Source organism: Pseudorhodoferax sp. Leaf274 (assembly GCF_001422445.1).
In the GTDB taxonomy this organism is placed as follows: Bacteria; Pseudomonadota; Gammaproteobacteria; order Burkholderiales; family Burkholderiaceae_C; genus Pseudorhodoferax.
Map to the genome: position 1 here is coordinate 128410 of NZ_LMNA01000005.1, position 18204 is coordinate 146613.

At 66.5% G+C, this 18204-nt stretch carries 17 protein-coding genes; 2 read left to right on the forward strand and 15 right to left on the reverse strand.

Annotation, left to right across the window (positions count from 1 at the left end):
- Positions 1 to 25 precede the first annotated feature (25 nt).
- Together ASF44_RS09870 and ASF44_RS09875 are read left to right on the forward strand one after the other, a co-directional pair.
- The gene (locus ASF44_RS09870) at positions 26 to 1831 is read left to right on the forward strand and encodes an ABC transporter transmembrane domain-containing protein (RefSeq protein ID WP_056899044.1); all 1806 of its coding nucleotides are present in this window, start codon (positions 26 to 28) and stop codon (positions 1829 to 1831) included.
- A gap of 126 nt (positions 1832 to 1957) precedes the next feature.
- A complete protein-coding gene (locus tag ASF44_RS09875) occupies positions 1958 to 3265 on the forward strand; it encodes a Glu/Leu/Phe/Val dehydrogenase (RefSeq protein WP_056899045.1) in 1308 nt (435 codons plus the stop codon).
- Between the two features lie 6 nt (positions 3266 to 3271).
- Here ASF44_RS09875 and ASF44_RS09880 read toward each other — a convergent pair whose 3' ends face one another.
- Genes ASF44_RS09880 through ASF44_RS09950 form a run of 15 tightly spaced genes read right to left on the reverse strand, consistent with a single transcriptional unit; the run spans position 3272 to position 18201 of the window.
- Positions 3272 to 3709 carry a DUF1178 family protein gene (locus tag ASF44_RS09880; RefSeq protein WP_056899046.1) on the reverse strand — a complete coding sequence of 146 codons (438 nt, stop codon included), beginning with the start codon at positions 3707 to 3709 and terminating at the stop codon, positions 3272 to 3274.
- Positions 3706 to 4317 carry an NUDIX domain-containing protein gene (locus tag ASF44_RS09885; protein WP_056899047.1) on the reverse strand — a complete coding sequence of 204 codons (612 nt, stop codon included), beginning with the start codon at positions 4315 to 4317 and terminating at the stop codon, positions 3706 to 3708. Before ASF44_RS09885 ends, ASF44_RS09880 begins: the two co-directional genes overlap by 4 nt.
- Position 4318: 1 nt before the next feature.
- A complete protein-coding gene (locus ASF44_RS09890; protein ID WP_056899048.1) occupies positions 4319 to 4621 on the reverse strand; it encodes a DUF2818 family protein in 303 nt (100 codons plus the stop codon).
- 1 nt (position 4622) lies between these two features.
- Positions 4623 to 6107: an NADH-quinone oxidoreductase subunit NuoN gene (gene nuoN, locus ASF44_RS09895; RefSeq protein ID WP_056899049.1), complete on the reverse strand. Its 1485-nt coding sequence runs from the start codon at positions 6105 to 6107 to the stop codon at positions 4623 to 4625.
- 21 nt (positions 6108 to 6128) lie between these two features.
- A complete protein-coding gene (locus ASF44_RS09900) occupies positions 6129 to 7604 on the reverse strand; it encodes an NADH-quinone oxidoreductase subunit M (protein WP_056899050.1) in 1476 nt (491 codons plus the stop codon).
- Positions 7605 to 7625: 21 nt separating this feature from the next.
- Positions 7626 to 9659 carry an NADH-quinone oxidoreductase subunit L gene (gene nuoL / locus ASF44_RS09905; protein ID WP_056899051.1) on the reverse strand — a complete coding sequence of 678 codons (2034 nt, stop codon included), beginning with the start codon at positions 9657 to 9659 and terminating at the stop codon, positions 7626 to 7628.
- A gap of 10 nt (positions 9660 to 9669) precedes the next feature.
- Positions 9670 to 9978 carry an NADH-quinone oxidoreductase subunit NuoK gene (nuoK, locus tag ASF44_RS09910; protein WP_056175349.1) on the reverse strand — a complete coding sequence of 103 codons (309 nt, stop codon included), beginning with the start codon at positions 9976 to 9978 and terminating at the stop codon, positions 9670 to 9672.
- Positions 9975 to 10649: an NADH-quinone oxidoreductase subunit J gene (locus tag ASF44_RS09915; protein WP_056899052.1), complete on the reverse strand. Its 675-nt coding sequence runs from the start codon at positions 10647 to 10649 to the stop codon at positions 9975 to 9977. Before ASF44_RS09915 ends, nuoK begins: the two co-directional genes overlap by 4 nt.
- Positions 10650 to 10673: 24 nt before the next feature.
- Positions 10674 to 11183 carry an NADH-quinone oxidoreductase subunit NuoI gene (nuoI, locus tag ASF44_RS09920; protein ID WP_056899053.1) on the reverse strand — a complete coding sequence of 170 codons (510 nt, stop codon included), beginning with the start codon at positions 11181 to 11183 and terminating at the stop codon, positions 10674 to 10676.
- A gap of 14 nt (positions 11184 to 11197) precedes the next feature.
- Positions 11198 to 12274: an NADH-quinone oxidoreductase subunit NuoH gene (gene nuoH, locus ASF44_RS09925; protein ID WP_056899054.1), complete on the reverse strand. Its 1077-nt coding sequence runs from the start codon at positions 12272 to 12274 to the stop codon at positions 11198 to 11200.
- The gene (nuoG, locus tag ASF44_RS09930; protein ID WP_056899055.1) at positions 12271 to 14415 is read right to left on the reverse strand and encodes an NADH-quinone oxidoreductase subunit NuoG; all 2145 of its coding nucleotides are present in this window, start codon (positions 14413 to 14415) and stop codon (positions 12271 to 12273) included. Before nuoG ends, nuoH begins: the two co-directional genes overlap by 4 nt.
- Positions 14416 to 14431: 16 nt before the next feature.
- Positions 14432 to 15775: an NADH-quinone oxidoreductase subunit NuoF gene (nuoF, locus tag ASF44_RS09935; RefSeq protein ID WP_056899056.1), complete on the reverse strand. Its 1344-nt coding sequence runs from the start codon at positions 15773 to 15775 to the stop codon at positions 14432 to 14434.
- Positions 15772 to 16314: an NAD(P)H-dependent oxidoreductase subunit E gene (gene nuoE / locus ASF44_RS09940; protein WP_056899057.1), complete on the reverse strand. Its 543-nt coding sequence runs from the start codon at positions 16312 to 16314 to the stop codon at positions 15772 to 15774. Before nuoE ends, nuoF begins: the two co-directional genes overlap by 4 nt.
- Entirely contained in the window at positions 16311 to 17564 is a 1254-nt protein-coding gene (locus ASF44_RS09945; protein WP_056658260.1) for an NADH-quinone oxidoreductase subunit D, read from the reverse strand. The genes nuoE and ASF44_RS09945 overlap by 4 nt, the downstream gene beginning before the upstream one ends.
- A gap of 28 nt (positions 17565 to 17592) precedes the next feature.
- Positions 17593 to 18201, reverse strand: coding sequence for an NADH-quinone oxidoreductase subunit C (locus tag ASF44_RS09950; RefSeq protein WP_056899058.1), 609 nt, complete (start codon positions 18199 to 18201; stop codon positions 17593 to 17595).
- Between the last annotated feature and the right edge of the window lie 3 nt (positions 18202 to 18204).

Below are 18204 nucleotides of genomic sequence, written 5' to 3' on the forward strand. Positions count from 1 at the left end.
TCCAGTCTGGCTACACTCTCGCCCCATGCCTTCTTCTGCACATTCGGCGGCCGAGCCGGCCAAGGGCTCGCCGCGGTCGCTGCGTGGCCTGCTGCCGTTCCTCACGCCCTACCGCGGCCACATTGCGCTGGCCGCGCTGTTCCTGGTGTTGGCCGCCGGCGCCACGCTGGTGTTCCCGCTGGCGCTGCGCAGCCTGATCGACAACGGCCTGGTCAGTGGCGGCACCACGCCGCAGGACACCGGCGCCCGCCTGGTGGCGCTGCGCACGCACTTCTTCGAGCTGTTCGCCGTGGCCGCCGCGCTGGGGCTGTTCTCGGCCGGCCGCTACTACGTGGTCAGTTGGCTGGGCGAGCGCGTGACCTCGGACCTGCGCAACGCCGTCTACGCGCACGTGGTGCGGCAGAGCCCGGAGTTCTTCGAGACGACGCAGACCGGCGAGGTGCTGTCGCGCCTGACGGGCGACACCACGCTGGTGCAGACCGTCGTCGGCTCTTCGCTGTCGGTCGGCCTGCGCAACGCCGTGATGGGCGCGGGCGCCTTGGGCATGCTGGTCTGGACCAATCCCTATGTGATGACGCAGGTGCTGGGCATCCTGGTGCTCGTGGTGGCGCCGACCATGTGGTTCGGCCGGCGCGTGCGCAAGCTCTCGCGCGCGAGCCAGGACCGCGTGGCCGATTCCAGCGCCATCGCGGCCGAGGTGCTCAACGCGATTCCCGTGGTGCAAAGCTACACGGCAGAGGGGCGCGAGGCCGCGCGCTTCACGCAGTCCACGCAGAACGCCTTCAACACGGCCGTGCGGCGCACGCGCGCGCGCGCCGTGCTGGTGGCCTTCATCATCACGGCGACCTCGGCCGCGCTGCTGTGGGGCCTCTACCAGGGCACGCAGGCCGTCATGCGCGGCGACATCTCGGCCGGCCACCTGGGCCAGACCGTGGTCTACGTGATCATCCTGGCGGGCGCCTTCGGCGCACTGAGCGAGGTGTATGGCGACCTGCTGCGCGCAGCGGGCGCGACCGAGCGCCTCATGGAACTGCTGCACATGCGCTCGCCGATCGCCTCGCCGCAACGGCCGGCCCCGGCGCCCGCCCGCAACGGCGGCAGCCGCGTGGAGCTGGCCGACGTGGGCTTTCACTACCCCTCGCGCCCGGCCCAGGCTGCACTCAGCGATTTCAGCCTGGCCGTGGCGCCAGGCGAGACCGTGGCCCTGGTCGGTGCCAGCGGTGCCGGCAAGAGCACGGTGTTCCAGCTGCTGCTGCGCTTCTACGACCAGGAGCGCGGCCACATCCTGCTCGATGGCGTGGCGACGCGCGAGATGGCGCTGGACGAACTGCGCGGCCGCATCGGCATCGTGCCGCAGGATCCGGTGCTGTTCTCTACCAGCGCGCGCGAGAACATTCGCTATGGCCGGCCCGAGGCCAGCGACGCCGAGGTCGAGGCCGCTGCCCGCGCCGCCTTCGCGCACGATTTCATCGAGGCCCTGCCGCAAGGCTACGACAGCTTCCTGGGCGAACGCGGCGTGCGCCTGTCGGGCGGGCAGCGCCAGCGCATCGCGATCGCGCGCGCCATGCTCAAGAACGCGCCGCTGCTGCTGCTGGACGAAGCCACCAGCGCGTTGGATGCCGAGAGCGAGCGCATGGTGCAGGCGGCGCTGGAGAGCGCCATGCAGGGCCGCACCACGCTGGTCATCGCCCACCGCCTGGCCACCGTGCAGCAGGCCGACCGCATCGTGGTGCTGGAGCACGGCCGCATCGTCGAACAGGGCACGCACGCCGCGCTGGTGGCGGCCGGCGGCACCTATGCGCGCCTTGCCGCGCTGCAGTTCACGCAGTAGCCAGGCGCTCCGCCGGCGGCCTATGCATGATGTGCATAAGGCACGAACCAGCTGCTGCCGGGCTTGGACAAGCCCTGCAGCCCCCGCCTAAGCTTGGCGCTCCTCTACAACAACAGGAGCCAGTCCATGGCGACATCCTCTTCCACCCCGGCGCCCACCGCGCATCCCCTGCCCTCCTACCTGCAGGCCGAGCACCTCGGTCCGTGGGGCATCTTCTTGCAGCAGGTCGACCGCGTCGAACCCTACCTGGGCAACCTGGCGCGCTGGGTGGAAACGCTCAAGCGGCCCAAGCGCATCCTGGTGGTGGACGTGCCGATCCACCTGGACGACGGCCGCATCGCCCACTTCGAGGGCTACCGCGTGCAGCACAACACCTCGCGCGGCCCGGGCAAGGGCGGCGTGCGCTTCCACCAGGACGTGACGCTGTCCGAGGTGATGGCGCTGTCGGCCTGGATGTCGATCAAGAACGCGGCCGTGAACGTGCCCTACGGTGGCGCCAAGGGCGGAATCCGCGTCGACCCGAAGACGCTGTCGCGCGGCGAGCTGGAACGCATGACGCGCCGCTACACCAGCGAGATCGGCATCATCATCGGCCCGACCAAGGACATCCCGGCACCGGACGTCAACACCAACGAGCAGATCATGGCCTGGATGATGGACACCTACTCCATGAACCAGGGCTCCACCGCCACCGGCGTGGTGACCGGCAAGCCGGTCGACCTGGGTGGCTCGCTCGGCCGGCGCGAGGCCACGGGCCGCGGCGTGTTCACCGTGGGCGCGGAAGCGGCCAAGCGCATCGGGCTGGACGTGGCCAAGGCGGCCGTCGCGGTGCAGGGCTTCGGCAATGTGGGCGGCATCGCAGGCAAGCTGTTCGCCGAAGCCGGCGCCCGCGTGGTGGCCGTGCAGGACCATGGTGGCGCGATCTACCGCGAGGCCGGACTGGACGTGCCATCGCTGCTCAAGCACGTGGCCGAGAAGGGCACGGTGGCGGGCTTCGAACACGCCGAGGCCATGGAAGCCGACAAGTTCTGGGACGTGCCCTGCGACATCATGATTCCCGCCGCGCTGGAGCAGCAGATCACCAAGGCCAATGCGCACCGCATCCAGGCCCGCATGGTGATCGAGGGCGCCAACGGCCCGACGACGCCCGAGGCGGACGACATCCTGCACGAGCGCAACGTGCTGGTGCTGCCCGACGTGATCGCCAACGCCGGCGGCGTGACGGTCAGCTACTTCGAGTGGGTGCAGGACTTCAGCAGCTTCTTCTGGGACGAGGACGAGATCAACAAGCGCCTGGTGCGCGTGATGCAGCAGGCTTTCGCGGGCGTGTGGCAGGTGGCCGAGCAGCACAAGGTGAGCCTGCGAACCGCCACCTTCATCGTGGCCTGCGAGCGCATCCTGCACACGCGCGAACTGCGCGGCCTGTATCCCTGAGCGGGATCACTGCAGGGGCTCTTTGAGCGCCTTGGGAATCGGCAAGGGCATCACGGCGATGCCCTCCTCCAGCAGCGACTCGGTCTCCTCGCGCGAGGCCTGGCCGCGGATGCTGCGCTCCGCGCTCTCGCCGTAGTGGATGCGGCGCGCCTCCTCGGCGAACTTGGCGCCCACGTCCTCGGTGTTGGCCAGCACGTGGCGCACCATCTTCATCCAGGCTGCCTGCATTTGCGGTTCCACCACCGCCACATCGCGCCTGGCCTCGGGTTCAGCAACGCCACCCAGGTTCAGCCGCGGCGCGGACAGCTTCTTGACCACCGCCGTGTCGCCGCAGAACGGGCACTCCACCAGCTGGCGCGCCAGCTGCGACTGGAAATCGTCTTCTGAGCCGAACCAGCCTTCGAAGCTGTGGCCATGGGGGCACTGGAGGTCCAGGACTTTCATGGGCCCGATTGTCCTGCGCCGGCCGCGTCGGGGCTGGGCTGCCACTGCAAATCCCATGCACCGGCACGCCAGTTCTGCAGCCACAGCGCAGCGCTCAGCGTCTTGGCGTCGGTGACCGTGCCGTCGCGGCACCAGGCCAGCAGTTGGTCCACGCTGGCGCTGAAGACCTCGAGGAACTCGCCCGCATCGAGATGGCGTTCCTGCAGCGCCAGGCCGCGCGCGAACCAGATCTCGATGAACTCCGTGGAGTAGGAAATGACCGGGTGCAGCACGCCCGCCTTGGCCCACTCGCGCGCCGTGTAGCCGGTTTCTTCCAGCAGTTCGCGCCGCCCGCAGGCCCAGGTGTCCTCAAAGGCGTCGAGCTTGCCGGCCGGGAACTCGACCATCACGCGGCCCATGGGGTGGCGGTACTGGCGCTCCAGCACGACGCGGCCATCGTCGAGCAAGGGCACAACCATCACGGCGCCCGGGTGCACGATGTACTCGCGCGTGTCGCTGCCGCCATCGGGCAGGCGCACCGTGTCGCGCAGCACGTGCAGGAAACGGCCGCGCAGCAGCTCCTCGCGCTGCACGGTCTCCTCGGTCAGATGGGAGTCGCCGCTGACCATGTCAGTGCCTATGCTTGAGCAGGTAGCGCCAGACGAAGCCCGGGAAGGCCAGCGTCACGAACAGCGCGGCGGTGACGGCGTAGAACTCCCAGCCCTGGGGCGCGATGCGGCCCACGTTGCGTTCGAGCAGCAGCCCCAATGCACCGACCAGCAAGTAGTACACCAGCAGCTCCAGCAGCCGCAAGGCCAGGCCCTTGCCCTGGGCCAAGCGCCAGCCGATGAACAGCCTCTGCGTGAGGAATGGCAGGTTGGCGGCCACCACGGCCGCCAGGATCACGAGCCAGACCGCCGCATCAGGCGCCAACTCAGGTACCCAGCGTCAGCGTGATGGCCTGCACGCACAGCGCCATCAGGCCGCCAGGCACGATGCCCAGCAGCAGCACCAGGGCACCGTTGACCGACAGCACGGCGCGCACGTCCAGCGGCGCCGAGACCGTGCTGGCCGTGATCGGTGCGTCGAAGTACATGACCTTGACGACGCGCAGGTAGTAGAAGGCGCCGATCAGCGACATGATCACGGCGAAGATCGCCAGGCCGACCAGGAAAGCCTCGCCCGAGGCCACCAGCGTCTGCAGCACCGACAGCTTGGCGTAGAAGCCCACCATCGGCGGGATGCCGGCCAGCGAGAACATGCAGATCGCCATCACGGCAGCGTACAGCGGGCTGCGCTGGTTCAAGCCGGCCAGGTCGACCACCTCGTCGCTCTCGAAGCCCTCGCGCGCCAGCAGCAGCAGCACGCCGAAGCTGGCCAGCGTGGTCAGCACGTAGGTCACGACGTAGAACATCGACGAGCTGTAGGCGTTGGCGGCCGACAGCGTGTTGCCGTTGACCACGCCGGCCAGCAGGCCCAGCAGCACGAAGCCCATCTGCGAGATCGTCGAGTAGGCGAGCATGCGCTTCAGGTTGCTCTGCATCACCGCGGCCAGGTTGCCGATGAGCAGCGACGCGATGGACAGCACCACCAGCATCTGCTGCCAGTCGATCGCCAGCGGCAGCAGGCCCTCCACCAGCAGGCGGATCACGATGGCGAAGGCGGCAAGCTTGGGCGCGCCGGCGATCATCAGCGTCACGGCCGTGGGCGCGCCGTGGTAGACGTCGGGCACCCACATGTGGAACGGCACCACGCCGAGCTTGAAGGCCAGGCCGGAGACGATGAACACCAGGCCGAACACCAGCACCTGGTGCTGGACCTGGCCCGAGGCGACGGCCTTGAACACTTCGTTGATGTCCAGCGAACCGGTGGCGCCGTACATCATCGATAGGCCATAGAGCAGGAAGCCCGATGCCAGCGCGCCCAGCACGAAGTACTTCATCGCGGCTTCGCTGGCGACCGCGTTGTCGCGGCGCAGCGCCACCAGCGCGTAGCTCGACAGCGTGAGCAGTTCCAGGCCCATGTAGATGACCAGGAAGTTGCCGCCCGAGATCATCACCGACATGCCCAGCAGCGCGAACATCGACAGCGTGAACAGCTCGCCACCGCGCAGCATGCCGCGGTCGGCCGAATACGGGCGGCCATAGACCAGCGTGACCATCACGGCCACGGTGGCGAAGCACTTGAGCCAGTTGCCCATGGGGTCGCTGACCACCATGCCGCCGAAGCCGTACAAGGTGGTGTTGCCCGAAGCGTAGGTGCCGTGCAGCACGGCCACCACGGCCAGGCTCAGCAGCGTGAGCACATAGGTGGCGGTGCGGCGCGGGCTCTTGACTGCCAGGTCGACCAGCGCGATCACGCAGGCCATGACCAGCAGCACGATTTCCGGGTAGACGGTGATCCAGCTGATTTTGTCCATATCTTCTCGTTCTCGCCCCGCTCAGTTCAGCTTGGACACAGCCACGTGCTTGAGCAACTCGGCCACCGACACGTCCATCACGTCGGTGAAGGGCTTGGGATAGATGCCCATGGCCAGCACGGCGATGGCCAGCAGCGCCAGCATCAGGAATTCGCGGGCGTTGATGTCTTCCAGCTCCTTGACGTGGTCGTTGGCCACCGGCCCCAGGTAGACGCGCTTGAACATCCACAACGTGTAGGCCGCGCCGAAGATCAGCGCCGTGGCCGAGGCCAGGCCGATCCAGAAGTTGGCCTTCACCGCGCCCAGGATCACCATCCACTCGCCGACGAAACCGGCCGTGCCCGGCAGGCCGCAGTTGGCCATGGCGAACAGCAGCGCGAAGGCCGCGAACTTGGGCATGGTGTTGACCACGCCGCCGTAGGCTGCGATCTCACGCGAGTGCACGCGGTCGTACAGCACGCCGATGCACAGGAACATGGCGCCGGACACGAAGCCGTGCGCGATCATCTGCACCAGGCCACCCGAGACGCCCAGGTCGTTGAAGATGAAGAAGCCCAGCGTGACGAAGCCCATGTGCGCGACCGAGGAGTAGGCTACCAGCTTCTTCATGTCCTGCTGCACCATGGCAACGAGGCCGACGTAGATCACCGCGATCAGCGACAGCGCGACCATGAGCCAGGCCCATTCGTGGGCGGCATCGGGTGCGATCGGCATCGAGAAACGCAGGAAGCCGTAGGCGCCCAGCTTCAGCATGATGGCGGCCAGCACGGCGGAGCCGCCCGTGGGCGCTTCCACGTGCACGTCCGGCAGCCAGGTGTGCACCGGCCACATCGGCACCTTGACGGCGAAGGCCGCGAAGAAGCCGAAGAACAGCAGCGTCTGCGCGGTGCGCGGCAGCGGCAAGTCGTGCCAGGTCTGGATGTCGAAGCTGCCGCCCGAGTGCACGTACAGGTAGATCAGCGCGATCAGCAGCAGCAGCGAACCCAGCAGCGTGTACAGGAAGAACTTGAACGCCGCATAGATCTTGTTGGGGCCGCCCCAGATGCCGATGATCAGGTACATCGGGATCAGCGTGGCCTCGAAGAACACGTAGAACAGCAGGCCGTCCAGCGCGGAGAACACGCCGATCATGAGGCCCGACAGGATCAGGAATGCGCCCATGTACTGGTTCACGCGCGAGGTGATGGCCTCCCAGCCGGCGATCACGACGATCACCGTGATGAAGGCCGTCAGCGGCACGAACCAGAACGAGATGCCGTCCAGGCCCAGGTGGTAGTGCACATTGAAGCGCTCGATCCACGGCGCTTTCTCGACGAACTGCATGGCAGCCGTCGCGTTGTCGAAACCGCTGTACAGCGGCAAGGTGACCAGCAGGCTGACGATGGCGCCGATCAGCGCCACCCAGCGCACGGCGCGCACGTGCTCATCCCTGCCCAGGGCCAGCAGCACGGCGCCGAAGAAGATCGGCGTCCAGATCGCGAGGCTCAACAAACCCATTTTTGTTCTTCTCCCTCAGCCTTACTTGTTGAACCAGACGAAGTACGTCATCAGCACGAAGATGCCGAGGATCATGACCAGCGCATAGTGGTAGATGAAGCCGGTCTGCACGCGGCGCACGACGCCCGCGACCCAGCCCACCAGCTTCCACGAGCCGTTGACCACGGCGCCGTCGATGATGGCCTGGTCGCCGCCCTTCCACAGGCCGAAGCCCAGGGCACGGGCGCCACGCGCCAGGATGTTCTCGTTGATCCAGTCCAGGTAGTACTTGTTCTCCAGCAGCGTGTAGACCGGCATGCAGGCACGCTTGATGGCTGCCGGCAGCGCCGGGTTGACCATGTACATGTAGTAGGACAGGGCCACGCCGGCCAGCGCCAGCCAGAACGGCGCGGTCTGCAGGCCGTGCAGGGCCATGGCCACGGGGCCGTGGTATTCCTCGGCCAGCTCGGCCATGGCGTGGTGCAGCGCGCCGTTGACGAAGATCGAATCCTTGAAGAACTCGCCGAACAGCATCGGGCCGATGGTCAGGTAGCCGATGATGACCGAGGGGATGGCCAGCAGCACCAGCGGCGCCGTGACGACCCAGGGCGACTCGTGCGGATCGTGGCCGTGGCCATGGTCGTCATGCCCATGGTGGTCATCGTGCGCATCGTGGTGCGCGTCGGGGTTCTGGTCGTAGCGTTCCTTGCCGTGGAAGACCAGGAAGTACATGCGGAACGAGTAGAACGCGGTGACGAACACGCCTGCCATCACGGCGAATTGCGCGAAGCCGGCGCCCGGCAGGTGGCTGGCGTGCGTGGCGATGATGATGCTGTCCTTGGAATAGAAGCCCGAGAACAGCGGCGTGCCGATCAATGCCAGCGAGCCCAGCAGCGAGGTCATCCAGGTGATGGGCATGTACTTGCGCACGCCGCCCATCCAGCGGATGTCCTGATTGTGGTGCATGCCCATGATCACCGAGCCGGCACCGAGGAACAGCAGCGCCTTGAAGAAGGCGTGCGTCATCAGGTGGAACACGGCGACGGAGTAGGCCGACGCACCCAGCGCCACCGTCATGTAGCCCAGCTGCGACAGCGTGGAATAGGCCACCACGCGCTTGATGTCGTTCTGGATGATGCCCAGGAAGCCCATGAACAGCGCGGTGATGGAGCCGATCACGAGGATGAAGTTGAGCGCCGTGTCGGACAGCTCGAACAGCGGCGACATGCGCGCGACCATGAAGATGCCGGCCGTCACCATCGTGGCGGCGTGGATCAGCGCGGAGATCGGCGTCGGGCCTTCCATGGAGTCGGGCAGCCAAACGTGCAGCGGAAACTGCGCGCTCTTGCCCATGGCGCCGATGAACAGGCAGATGCAGATCACGGTGACCAGCATCCAGTCGGTGCCCGGGAAGCCCAGCTTGCCGATGGCGTCGGCTTGGCCGAAGATCTCGGTGTAGTTCAGCGTGCCGGCGTAGGCAGCGATGAGGCCGATGCCCAGGATGAAGCCGAAGTCGCCCACACGGTTGACCAGGAAGGCCTTCATGTTGGCGAAGATGGCCGTCGGCTTGTTGAACCAGAAGCCGATCAACAGATAGGACACCAGGCCCACGGCTTCCCAGCCGAAGAACAGCTGCAGCATGTTGTTGCTCATCACGAGCATCAGCATGGAGAAGGTGAACAGCGAGATGTAGGCGAAGAAGCGGTTGTAGCCGGCGTCCTCCTCCATGTAGCCGATGGTGTAGATGTGCACCATCAGCGACACGAAGGTCACGACCACCATCATCATGGCCGTCAGGCCGTCGACCAGGAAGCCGACTTCCATCTTGAGGTTGCCGACCACCATCCAGGTGTACAGCGTCTCGTTGAAGCGCGCGCCATCGAGCGCCACGCTCTTGAGCGTCATCGCCGAGATGATGAAGGCCACCAGCACGCCCAGGATCGTCAGTGAGTGCGACAGGCGGCGGCCGAACTTGTTGCCGCCGAAAGCGGTGCCGAAGATGCCGGCCAGCACGGAGCCGACCAGCGGCGCCATCGGGACGGCCAGGAGCGTCGAGGCCGAGAGTGTTTGGCTCATGTTGTTGTTCTCAGCCCTTGAGCGTGTTGAGTTCGTCCACGTTGATGCTGGAGCGATTGCGGAACAGCAGCACCAGGATCGCCAGGCCGATGGCGGACTCGGCGGCCGCCACGGTCAGGATGAAGAACACGAAGATCTGCCCATGCATGTCGTTCAGGTAGTACGAGAACGCCACGAAGTTCATGTTGACCGCCAGCAGCATCAGCTCGATGGCCATCAGCAGCACGATCAGGTTCTTGCGGTTCAGGAAGATGCCGATCACCGACAGCGCGAACAGCATCGCGCCCAGCGACAGGAAATGACCGAGACTGAGCGTCATGCCTTCTTCTCCTGGGCTGCCGGAGCAGGGGGTACCGGTGGGGCCGGTGGTGGCGGTGCCGGGCGCGTGGGATCGACCTTGACCAGGGCGACACGGTCGGCGGCACGCACATGGACCTGGTCTTCAGGGCGCACGTTGCGCGAGTCCTTGCGGCCACGCAGCGTGAGCGCGATGGCGGCGATCATGGCCACGAGCAGGATGCACGCGGCGACCTGGACCGGGTAGAGGTATTCGGTGTAGAGCAGGATGCCCAGCGCCTTGGTGTTGGACACCTGCGCGCCGGCCTGCGCCGCCGCGCCGGCCAGGTTGCGCGACTCGTCGGTGGCGCGGAAGCCGCCCATCAGCACGGCCGCCATCTCGAGTGCGATCAGCACGCCAATGGCACCGGCCAGCGGGAAGTGCTTCCAGAAGCCCTGCCGCAAGCCCTCGACGTCCACATCCAGCATCATCACGACGAAGAGGAACAGCACGAGCACCGCGCCGAGGTAGACCAGCACCAGCACGATGGCCAGGAACTCGGCCTGCAGCAGCAGCCAGATCGCAGAAGCCTGCGAGAACGCGAGGATCAGGTACAGCACGGCATGTACCGGATTGCGCGCTGTGATCACCCGGAATGCCGCAAACAGCAGCACGAGCGAAAACAGATAGAAGAAGCCTGTCTTGACGTCCATTTTTTTCTTCGGGGCGCCTGGCCGTTAGCGGTACGGGGCGTCGGCGGCCTTGGCTGCCGAGATTTCTTTTTCGTAGCGATCGCCCACGGCCAGCAGCATGTCCTTCGTGAAGTACAGGTCGCCGCGCTTTTCGCCGTGGTATTCGAGGATGTGGGTCTCGACGATGGAATCGACCGGGCAGCTCTCTTCGCAGAAGCCGCAGAAGATGCACTTGGTCAGGTCGATGTCGTAGCGCGTGGTGCGGCGCGAACCGTCCTCGCGCACGTCCGACTCGATCGTGATGGCCATGGCCGGGCAGACCGCCTCGCAGAGCTTGCAGGCGATGCAGCGCTCCTCGCCGTTCTCGTAGCGGCGCAGCGCGTGCAGGCCGCGAAAGCGCGGGGACAGCGGTGTCTTCTCCTCGGGGAACTGCACGGTCACCTTGCGCTTGAACGCGTAGCGGCCGGTCAGCACCATGCCCTTGAAGAGCTCGGTGAGCATGAAGCTCTTGAGGAAGTCCCTGACGGAAAAGCCAGTGGCGGTAGCGGTGGTCATCGTGGTTTCTCCGCTCATTTCCAGATGTTCCAGGAGGTCTGCATCCAGCCGCCGACCAGCACGAGCCAGACCAGCGTGACCGGGATGAAGATCTTCCAGCCCAGACGCATGATCTGGTCGTAGCGGAAGCGCGGGAACGTGCCGCGGATCCAGATGAACAGCGAGAGCACGAAGAAGGTCTTCAGGCCCAGCCAGATCCAGCCTGGAATGAAGTCCAGGAAACCGATGGGCGACAGCCAGCCGCCCAGGAACATCAGCACGGCGAGGATGGAGACCAGCCACATGCTGGCGTACTCGGCCAGGAAGAAGATGGCAAAGCCCATGCCCGAGTACTCGACCATGTGGCCGGCCACGATCTCGGCCTCGCCTTCGACCACGTCGAAGGGGTGGCGGTTGGTTTCGGCCACGCCCGAGATCAGGTAGACGAAGAACACCGGCAGCAGTGGCAGCCAGTTCCACGACAGGAAGCCCAGGCCCATGTTGGCGCCCATGCCCTTGGCCTGCGCGGCGACGATCTCGCCCAGGTGCAGGCTGCCCGACACCATGATCACGATCACCAGGCAAAAGCCCATGGCGATCTCGTAGCTCACCATCTGCGCCGAGGCGCGCAGCGCGCCCAGGAAGGCGTACTTGGAGTTCGAGGCCCAGCCCGCGATGATCACGCCGTACACCTCGATCGAGGTGATGGCCATGATCAGGAGCAGGCCGGCGTTGACGTTGGCGATCACGGCCTCGGGGCCGAAAGGCACGGCCACCCAGGCGGCCAGCGCCGGCATGATGGCCATGATGGGCCCCAGGCGGAACAGCCCGCTGCTGGCGGCAGTGGGGTTGATCAGTTCCTTGGTCAGCAGCTTCAGCGCGTCGGCGATCGGCTGCAGCAGGCCCATGGGACCGACGCGGTTGGGGCCGTGGCGGACCTGGATCCAGCCCAGGAACTTGCGCTCCCAGAGCGTCGCGTAGGCCACGGCACCCAACAGGGGCAGCAGCACGCAAAGGATCTTGATCATGGACCAGATCACGGGCCAGGCGCCGCCGGCCCACCAACTGGCGCCGACCAGGCCTTGGCCGAAACCGTAGATGCTGTCGATCATGCTGCGCTTGCTCCCTGGGCTTGCCGCGCATCCGCGGTCAACTGCAAGGACGTGGCCCGGCGCACCAGGCTGTCCAACTGGTAAATGCTGGCGACGGACGGTGCCGCCACCGCGCTGGCGGCGGCAACGCTGGCGCGCGTCGCGTTCGACAGGCGCTCGGCCGGGATGCGTGCGACGCCGTCGGCCTGTGCCAGGCCCAGGGTTGCCAGCACGTCCTGCGAGGACTCCTGTGCAAAGCCCGGCAAGCCCAGCATGTTGCCGAGCACGCGGATCACCTTCCAGGCCGGGCGCGCCTCGCCGAGCGGACGCACCACGGCATGGAAGCTCTGCACGCGGCCCTCGGCGTTGGCGAAGCTGCCCGAGGTCTCGGTGAACGGCGCGATCGGCAGCAGCACGTCGGAGAACGCCATGTTGGCCTTGAACGGGCTCAGCGTGACGACCATCTCGGCAGCGTCGAGTGCAGCGGCGGCACTGGCGCCGGCCGCAGAGTCGAACTCGGGCTCGTTGTTGAGCAGCACCACCGCCTTGAGGCCACCGGCCAGCATCTGGGCGGCGTGGCGGCCATCGGCCTGGGGCTGCGCGCCGACGAACTGCGCGCCGACCGTGTTGGCGGCTTCGGTCAGGTAGCCGAAGCTGGCGCCGGTCTGTTCGGCGATCCACTGCGCCAGCGCCAGCAGGCTGGCGGCCTGGGCGTGGTGTGCAGCGCCATTGCCCAGCAACACGGCCTTGCGGTCGCCGCCCAGCAGGGACTTGGCGATGGCCTGGGCCGCTTCATGGGCCTGGCCTGCGGCCGGCGCAGCGACGCCCTTCTCGGCACCGACGGCGGTGGCCACATCGGCCAGGGCCTGCAGCCAGTCGCCGGCCTCGGCCTTCAGCGTCGCGCCCAGGGCCATGGCCCAGGCATCGGCATCGGCCAGTTGCGCGCACGAGGCGATCGCATGCACCTTGGCGCCCTTGCGGGTGGCCTGGCGGATGCGCTGCGCGAACAGCGGATGGTCCTTGCGCAGGTTGGAGCCCACGACCAGCACGCGCTGCAGCGTGGTCAGCGCCGCCACGGGCAGGCCCAGCCAGCGCACGCCTTCGGCCGGCGCGAACTCGGCATGGCGCAGGCGGTGGTCGATGTTGTCGCTGCCGAGGCCGCGCACCAGCGCGCCGGCCAGGCTCAGCTCTTCCAGCGTGCTGTGCGGGCTGGCCAGCAGGCCGATGCTCGCGGCGCCGTGGTCGGCCTTGATCTGCTTCAGGCCGTTGGCCACGTACTCCAGCGCGGTCTGCCAATCGACGCTCTGCCACTGGCCGCCCTGCTTGAGCATGGGCTGCGTCAGGCGCTCGTCGCTGTTCAGCGCTTCGTACGAGAAGCGGTCGCGGTCTGCGATCCAGCATTCGTTGACGGCGTCGTTCTCCAGCGGCACCACGCGCATGACCTTGTGGTTCTTGACCTGCACGATCAGGTTGGCACCGGTGGAATCGTGCGGGCTCACGCTCTTGCGGCGCGACAGCTCCCAGGTGCGGGCGCTGTAGCGGAAGGGCTTGCTCGTGAGCGCGCCGACCGGGCAGATGTCGATCATGTTGCCCGACAGCTCAGAATCGACGGTCTCGCCCGTGATGGTCGTGATCTCGGAGTGCTCGCCCCGGTGGATCATGCCCAGCTCCATGATGCCGGAGACTTCCTGGCCGAAACGCACGCAGCGCGTGCAATGGATGCAGCGGCTCATCTCCTCCATGGAGATCAGCGGGCCCACGTCCTTGTGGAACACCACGCGCTTCTCCTCGACATAGCGCGAGGACGAACCGCCGTACCCGACCGCCAGGTCCTGCAGCTGGCATTCGCCACCCTGGTCGCAGATCGGGCAATCCAGCGGGTGGTTGATGAGCAGGAACTCCATGACCGACTTCTGCGCCTTCAGCGCCTTGTCGCTCTTGGTGTGGACGATCATGCCCTGCGTGACCGGGGTGGCGCAGGCCGGCATGGGCTTGGGCGCCTTCTCCACGTCCACCAGGCACATGCGGCAGTTGGCCGCGATGGACAGTTTCTTGTGGTAGCAGAAGTGCGGGATGTAGGTCCCGGCCTTGTCGGCCGCATGCATGACCATGCTGCCTTCGGCGATCTCGACCTTCTTGCCGTCGACTTGGATTTCAACCATATCGGGTGCTTCTCGTTCAGGCCTGCGCCGTCGCGGGTTTCTTGACCATGGCCTCGAACTCGTGCCGGTAGTGCTTGATCATGGCGCGCACCGGCATCGCCGCGGCGTCGCCGAGCGCGCAGATCGTGCGGCCCTGGATGTTGTCTGCGATGGAGTTCAGCAGGTCCATGTCGCTGGACTGGCCTTCGCCGCGGTGCACCTTGTCGACCAGGCGCCAGAGCCAGCCCGTGCCTTCGCGGCAGGGCGTGCACTGGCCGCAGGACTCGTGCATGTAGAAATAGGACAGGCGCTTGAGCGACTCGACCATGCAGCGCGTGTCGTCCATCACGATCAGCGCGCCCGAGCCAAGCATGGAGCCGGCCTTGGCGATGGAGTCGTAGTCCATCGTGCACTCGTTCATGATCGCGGCCGGCAGCACCGGCGAGGACGACCCGCCCGGGATCACGGCCTTGAGCGTGCGGCCCTTGCGCACGCCGCCGGCCAGCTCCAGCAGCTTGGTGAACGGCGTGCCCATCGGGATCTCGTAGTTGCCCGGCAGTTCGACGTCGCCCGAGACCGAGAAGATCTTGGTGCCGCCGTTGTTGGGCTTGCCGCACGCGAGGTAAGCCTGGCCGCCATGGCGGATGATCCAGGGCACGGCCGCGAAGGTCTCGGTGTTGTTGATCGTGGTCGGCTTGCCATACAGGCCGAAGCTGGCCGGGAACGGCGGCTTGAAGCGCGGCTGGCCCTTCTTGCCTTCCAGCGATTCGAGCAGCGCCGTCTCTTCGCCGCAGATGTAGGCGCCGAAGCCGTGCGATGCGTGCAGCTGGAACGTGTGCTTGCTGCCCAGGATCTGGTCGCCCAGGTAGCCGGCCGCGCGCGCCTCTTCGAGCGCCTCTTCGAAGCGTTCGTAGACCTGGAAGATCTCGCCGTGGATGTAGTTGTAGCCGACCGTGATGCCCATCGCGTAGGCCGCGATGATCATGCCCTCGATCACGATGTGCGGGTTGTACATCATGATGTCGCGGTCCTTGCAGGTACCGGGCTCGCCCTCGTCCGAGTTGCAGACCAGGTACTTCTGGCCCGGGAACTGGCGCGGCATGAAGCTCCACTTCAGGCCGCTCGGAAAGCCGGCGCCGCCACGGCCGCGCAGGGCCGATTCCTTCATGGTCGCGATGACCTGGTCCTGGGTGAGACCCTCGCCGCCATCGGCAGCCAGGATCTTCTTCAGGGCCTGGTAGCCGCCGCGGGACTCATAGTCCTTCAGGCGCCAGTTGCTGCCGTCGAGGTCGGCGTAGATCTGCGGGTCGATGTGCCGGCCGTGGAAGCAGGTCTGCACCCCGGTGGCCGCGAACTGCGACAGGACTTGTTCCGCGTTCATGCCTTGCCCTCCTCTGCAGCCGCCTGGCGCAAACCGTCGACCAGCTGGTCGAGCTTGTCTTCGCTCATGAAGCTGCACATGGTGCGGTCGTTGACGAGCATCACGGGCGAGTCGGCGCAGGCGCCCAGGCACTCGCTCTGCTGCAGCGTGAACAGGCCATCGGCCGTGGTCTCGCCCATGCTGATGCCGAGCTTGTGCTCGAGGTGGTGCAGCGCCTTGTAGCCGTCGCGCAGCTGACACGGCAGGTTGGTGCAGACGTTCAGCTTGAAGCGGCCGACCGGCTGCTGGTTGTACATGTTGTAGAAGGTCGTGACCTCGTGCACTGCAATCGTCGGCATGCCCAGCAGGCCGCCGATAACCGTCTCGTGCTCGGGGTACACATGGCCGTGCTGCTGCTGCGCGATCGCCAGGCAGGCCATCACGGCCGATGCGCGGCCTTCATACGGGTACTTGGCGATCTCGCGCGCGAAACGGTCCAGCGTTTCCTGCGACAGCGCGGGCGCCGGCGCGGCCGGTGCGGAATGGGGAGCAGAGCTCATCGGTCGATCTCTCCGAACACGATGTCCAAGGTGCCGATGATGGCCACGGCATCGGCCAGCATGTGGCCGCGCGACATCTCGTCGAGCGCAGCCAGGTGCACGAAGCCGGGCGGACGGATCTTCAGGCGGTAGGGCTTGTTGGCACCGTCGCTGACGAGGTAGATGCCGAACTCGCCCTTGGGATGCTCGACGGCGGCATAGGCCTCGCCTTCGGGCACGTGGAAACCTTCGGTGAAGAGCTTGAAGTGGTGGATCAGCTCTTCCATGTTGGCCTTCATGCCCTCGCGCGACGGCGCCGCCACCTTGTGGTTGTCGGTGATGACGGGGCCGGGGTTCACGCGCAGCCAGTCCACGCACTGCTTGATGATGCGGTTGGACTGGGCCAGCTCTTCCATGCGGACCAGGTAGCGGTCGTAGCTGTCGCCGGTCTTGCCGACCGGGATGTCGAAATCCATCCTGTCGTAGACGTCGTAGGGCTGCTTCTTGCGCAGGTCCCAGGCGATGCCGGAGCCGCGCAGCATCGGGCCGGTGAGGCCCAGGTTCAGCGCGCGGTCGGCGTCCATGACGCCGATGCCCACGGTGCGCTGCTTCCAGATGCGGTTGTCGGTCAGCAGCGTGTGGTACTCGCCCAGGTAGGTCGTGAAGCGCTTGGTGAAGTCGTCGATGAAGTCCAGCATGGACCCCTGACGGTTCTCGTTCATGCGCGCCAGCGCCTTGGCGTTCTTGATCTTGCTGACCGTGTACTGCGGCATGGTGTCCGGCAGGTCGCGGTAGACGCCGCCCGGACGGAAATAGGCCGCGTGCATGCGCGCGCCGGAGACCGCCTCGTACATGTCGAACAGGTCTTCGCGCTCGCGGAACGCGTAGATCAGGATGGTGGAGCTGCCGCAGTCGTTGCCGTGCGAGCCGAGCCACATCAGGTGGTTCAGCATGCGCGTGATCTCGGAGAACATCACGCGGATGTACTGCGCGCGGATCGGCACCTCGATGCCCAGCAGCTTCTCGATGGCCAGGCAGTAGGCGTGCTCGTTGCACATCATCGAGACGTAGTCCAGCCGGTCCATGTAGGGCAGCGACTGGATGAAGGTCTTGTGCTCGGCCAGCTTCTCGGTGGCGCGGTGCAGCAGGCCGATGTGCGGGTCGCAGCGTTGCACGACCTCGCCGTCGAGCTCCATCACCAGGCGCAGCACGCCGTGCGCGGCCGGGTGCTGCGGCCCGAAGTTCAGGGTGTAGTTCTTGATTTCTGCCATGGGGTGTCCGCGGGTCGGCCTCGCGCCTTCAGTGCAGGCCGCCGTAGTTGTCTTCGCGGATCACGCGGGGCGTGATCTCGCGCGGCTCGATGGTCACCGGCTGGTAGACCACGCGGCGCAACTCTTCGTCGTAGCGCATCTCGACATGGCCCGACAGCGGGAAGTCCTTGCGGAACGGGTGGCCGATGAAGCCGTAGTCGGTCAGGATGCGGCGCAGGTCGATGTGGCCGTCGAACAGGATGCCGTACAGGTCGAAGGCCTCGCGCTCGAACCAGTTGGCCGAGGCCCACAGGTGCATGACGGACGGCAGCATGGGCAGGTCGTCGTCGGCGCAGAACACCTTCACGCGCAGGCGCTGGTTCAGGCTGACCGACAGCAGGTGCGAGACCACGCAGAAGCGCAGACCTTCCCAGACGCTGTCGCGGTAGGCCGAGTAGTCCACGCCGCACAGGTCGATGAGCTGCTCGAACCTGCAGCCGGGCGCATCGCGCAGGGTCTGCATGGCATCGATGTAGTCGGCTGCCTTCACGGTCAGCGTGAGTTCGCCGCGCACGAGGGCCAGCGCATGCACCTTGTCGCCCAGCGTCGTGGCAACAGTGTCCTTCAGGACTTCAAGATCAACAGCAAAGACGGTCATGGA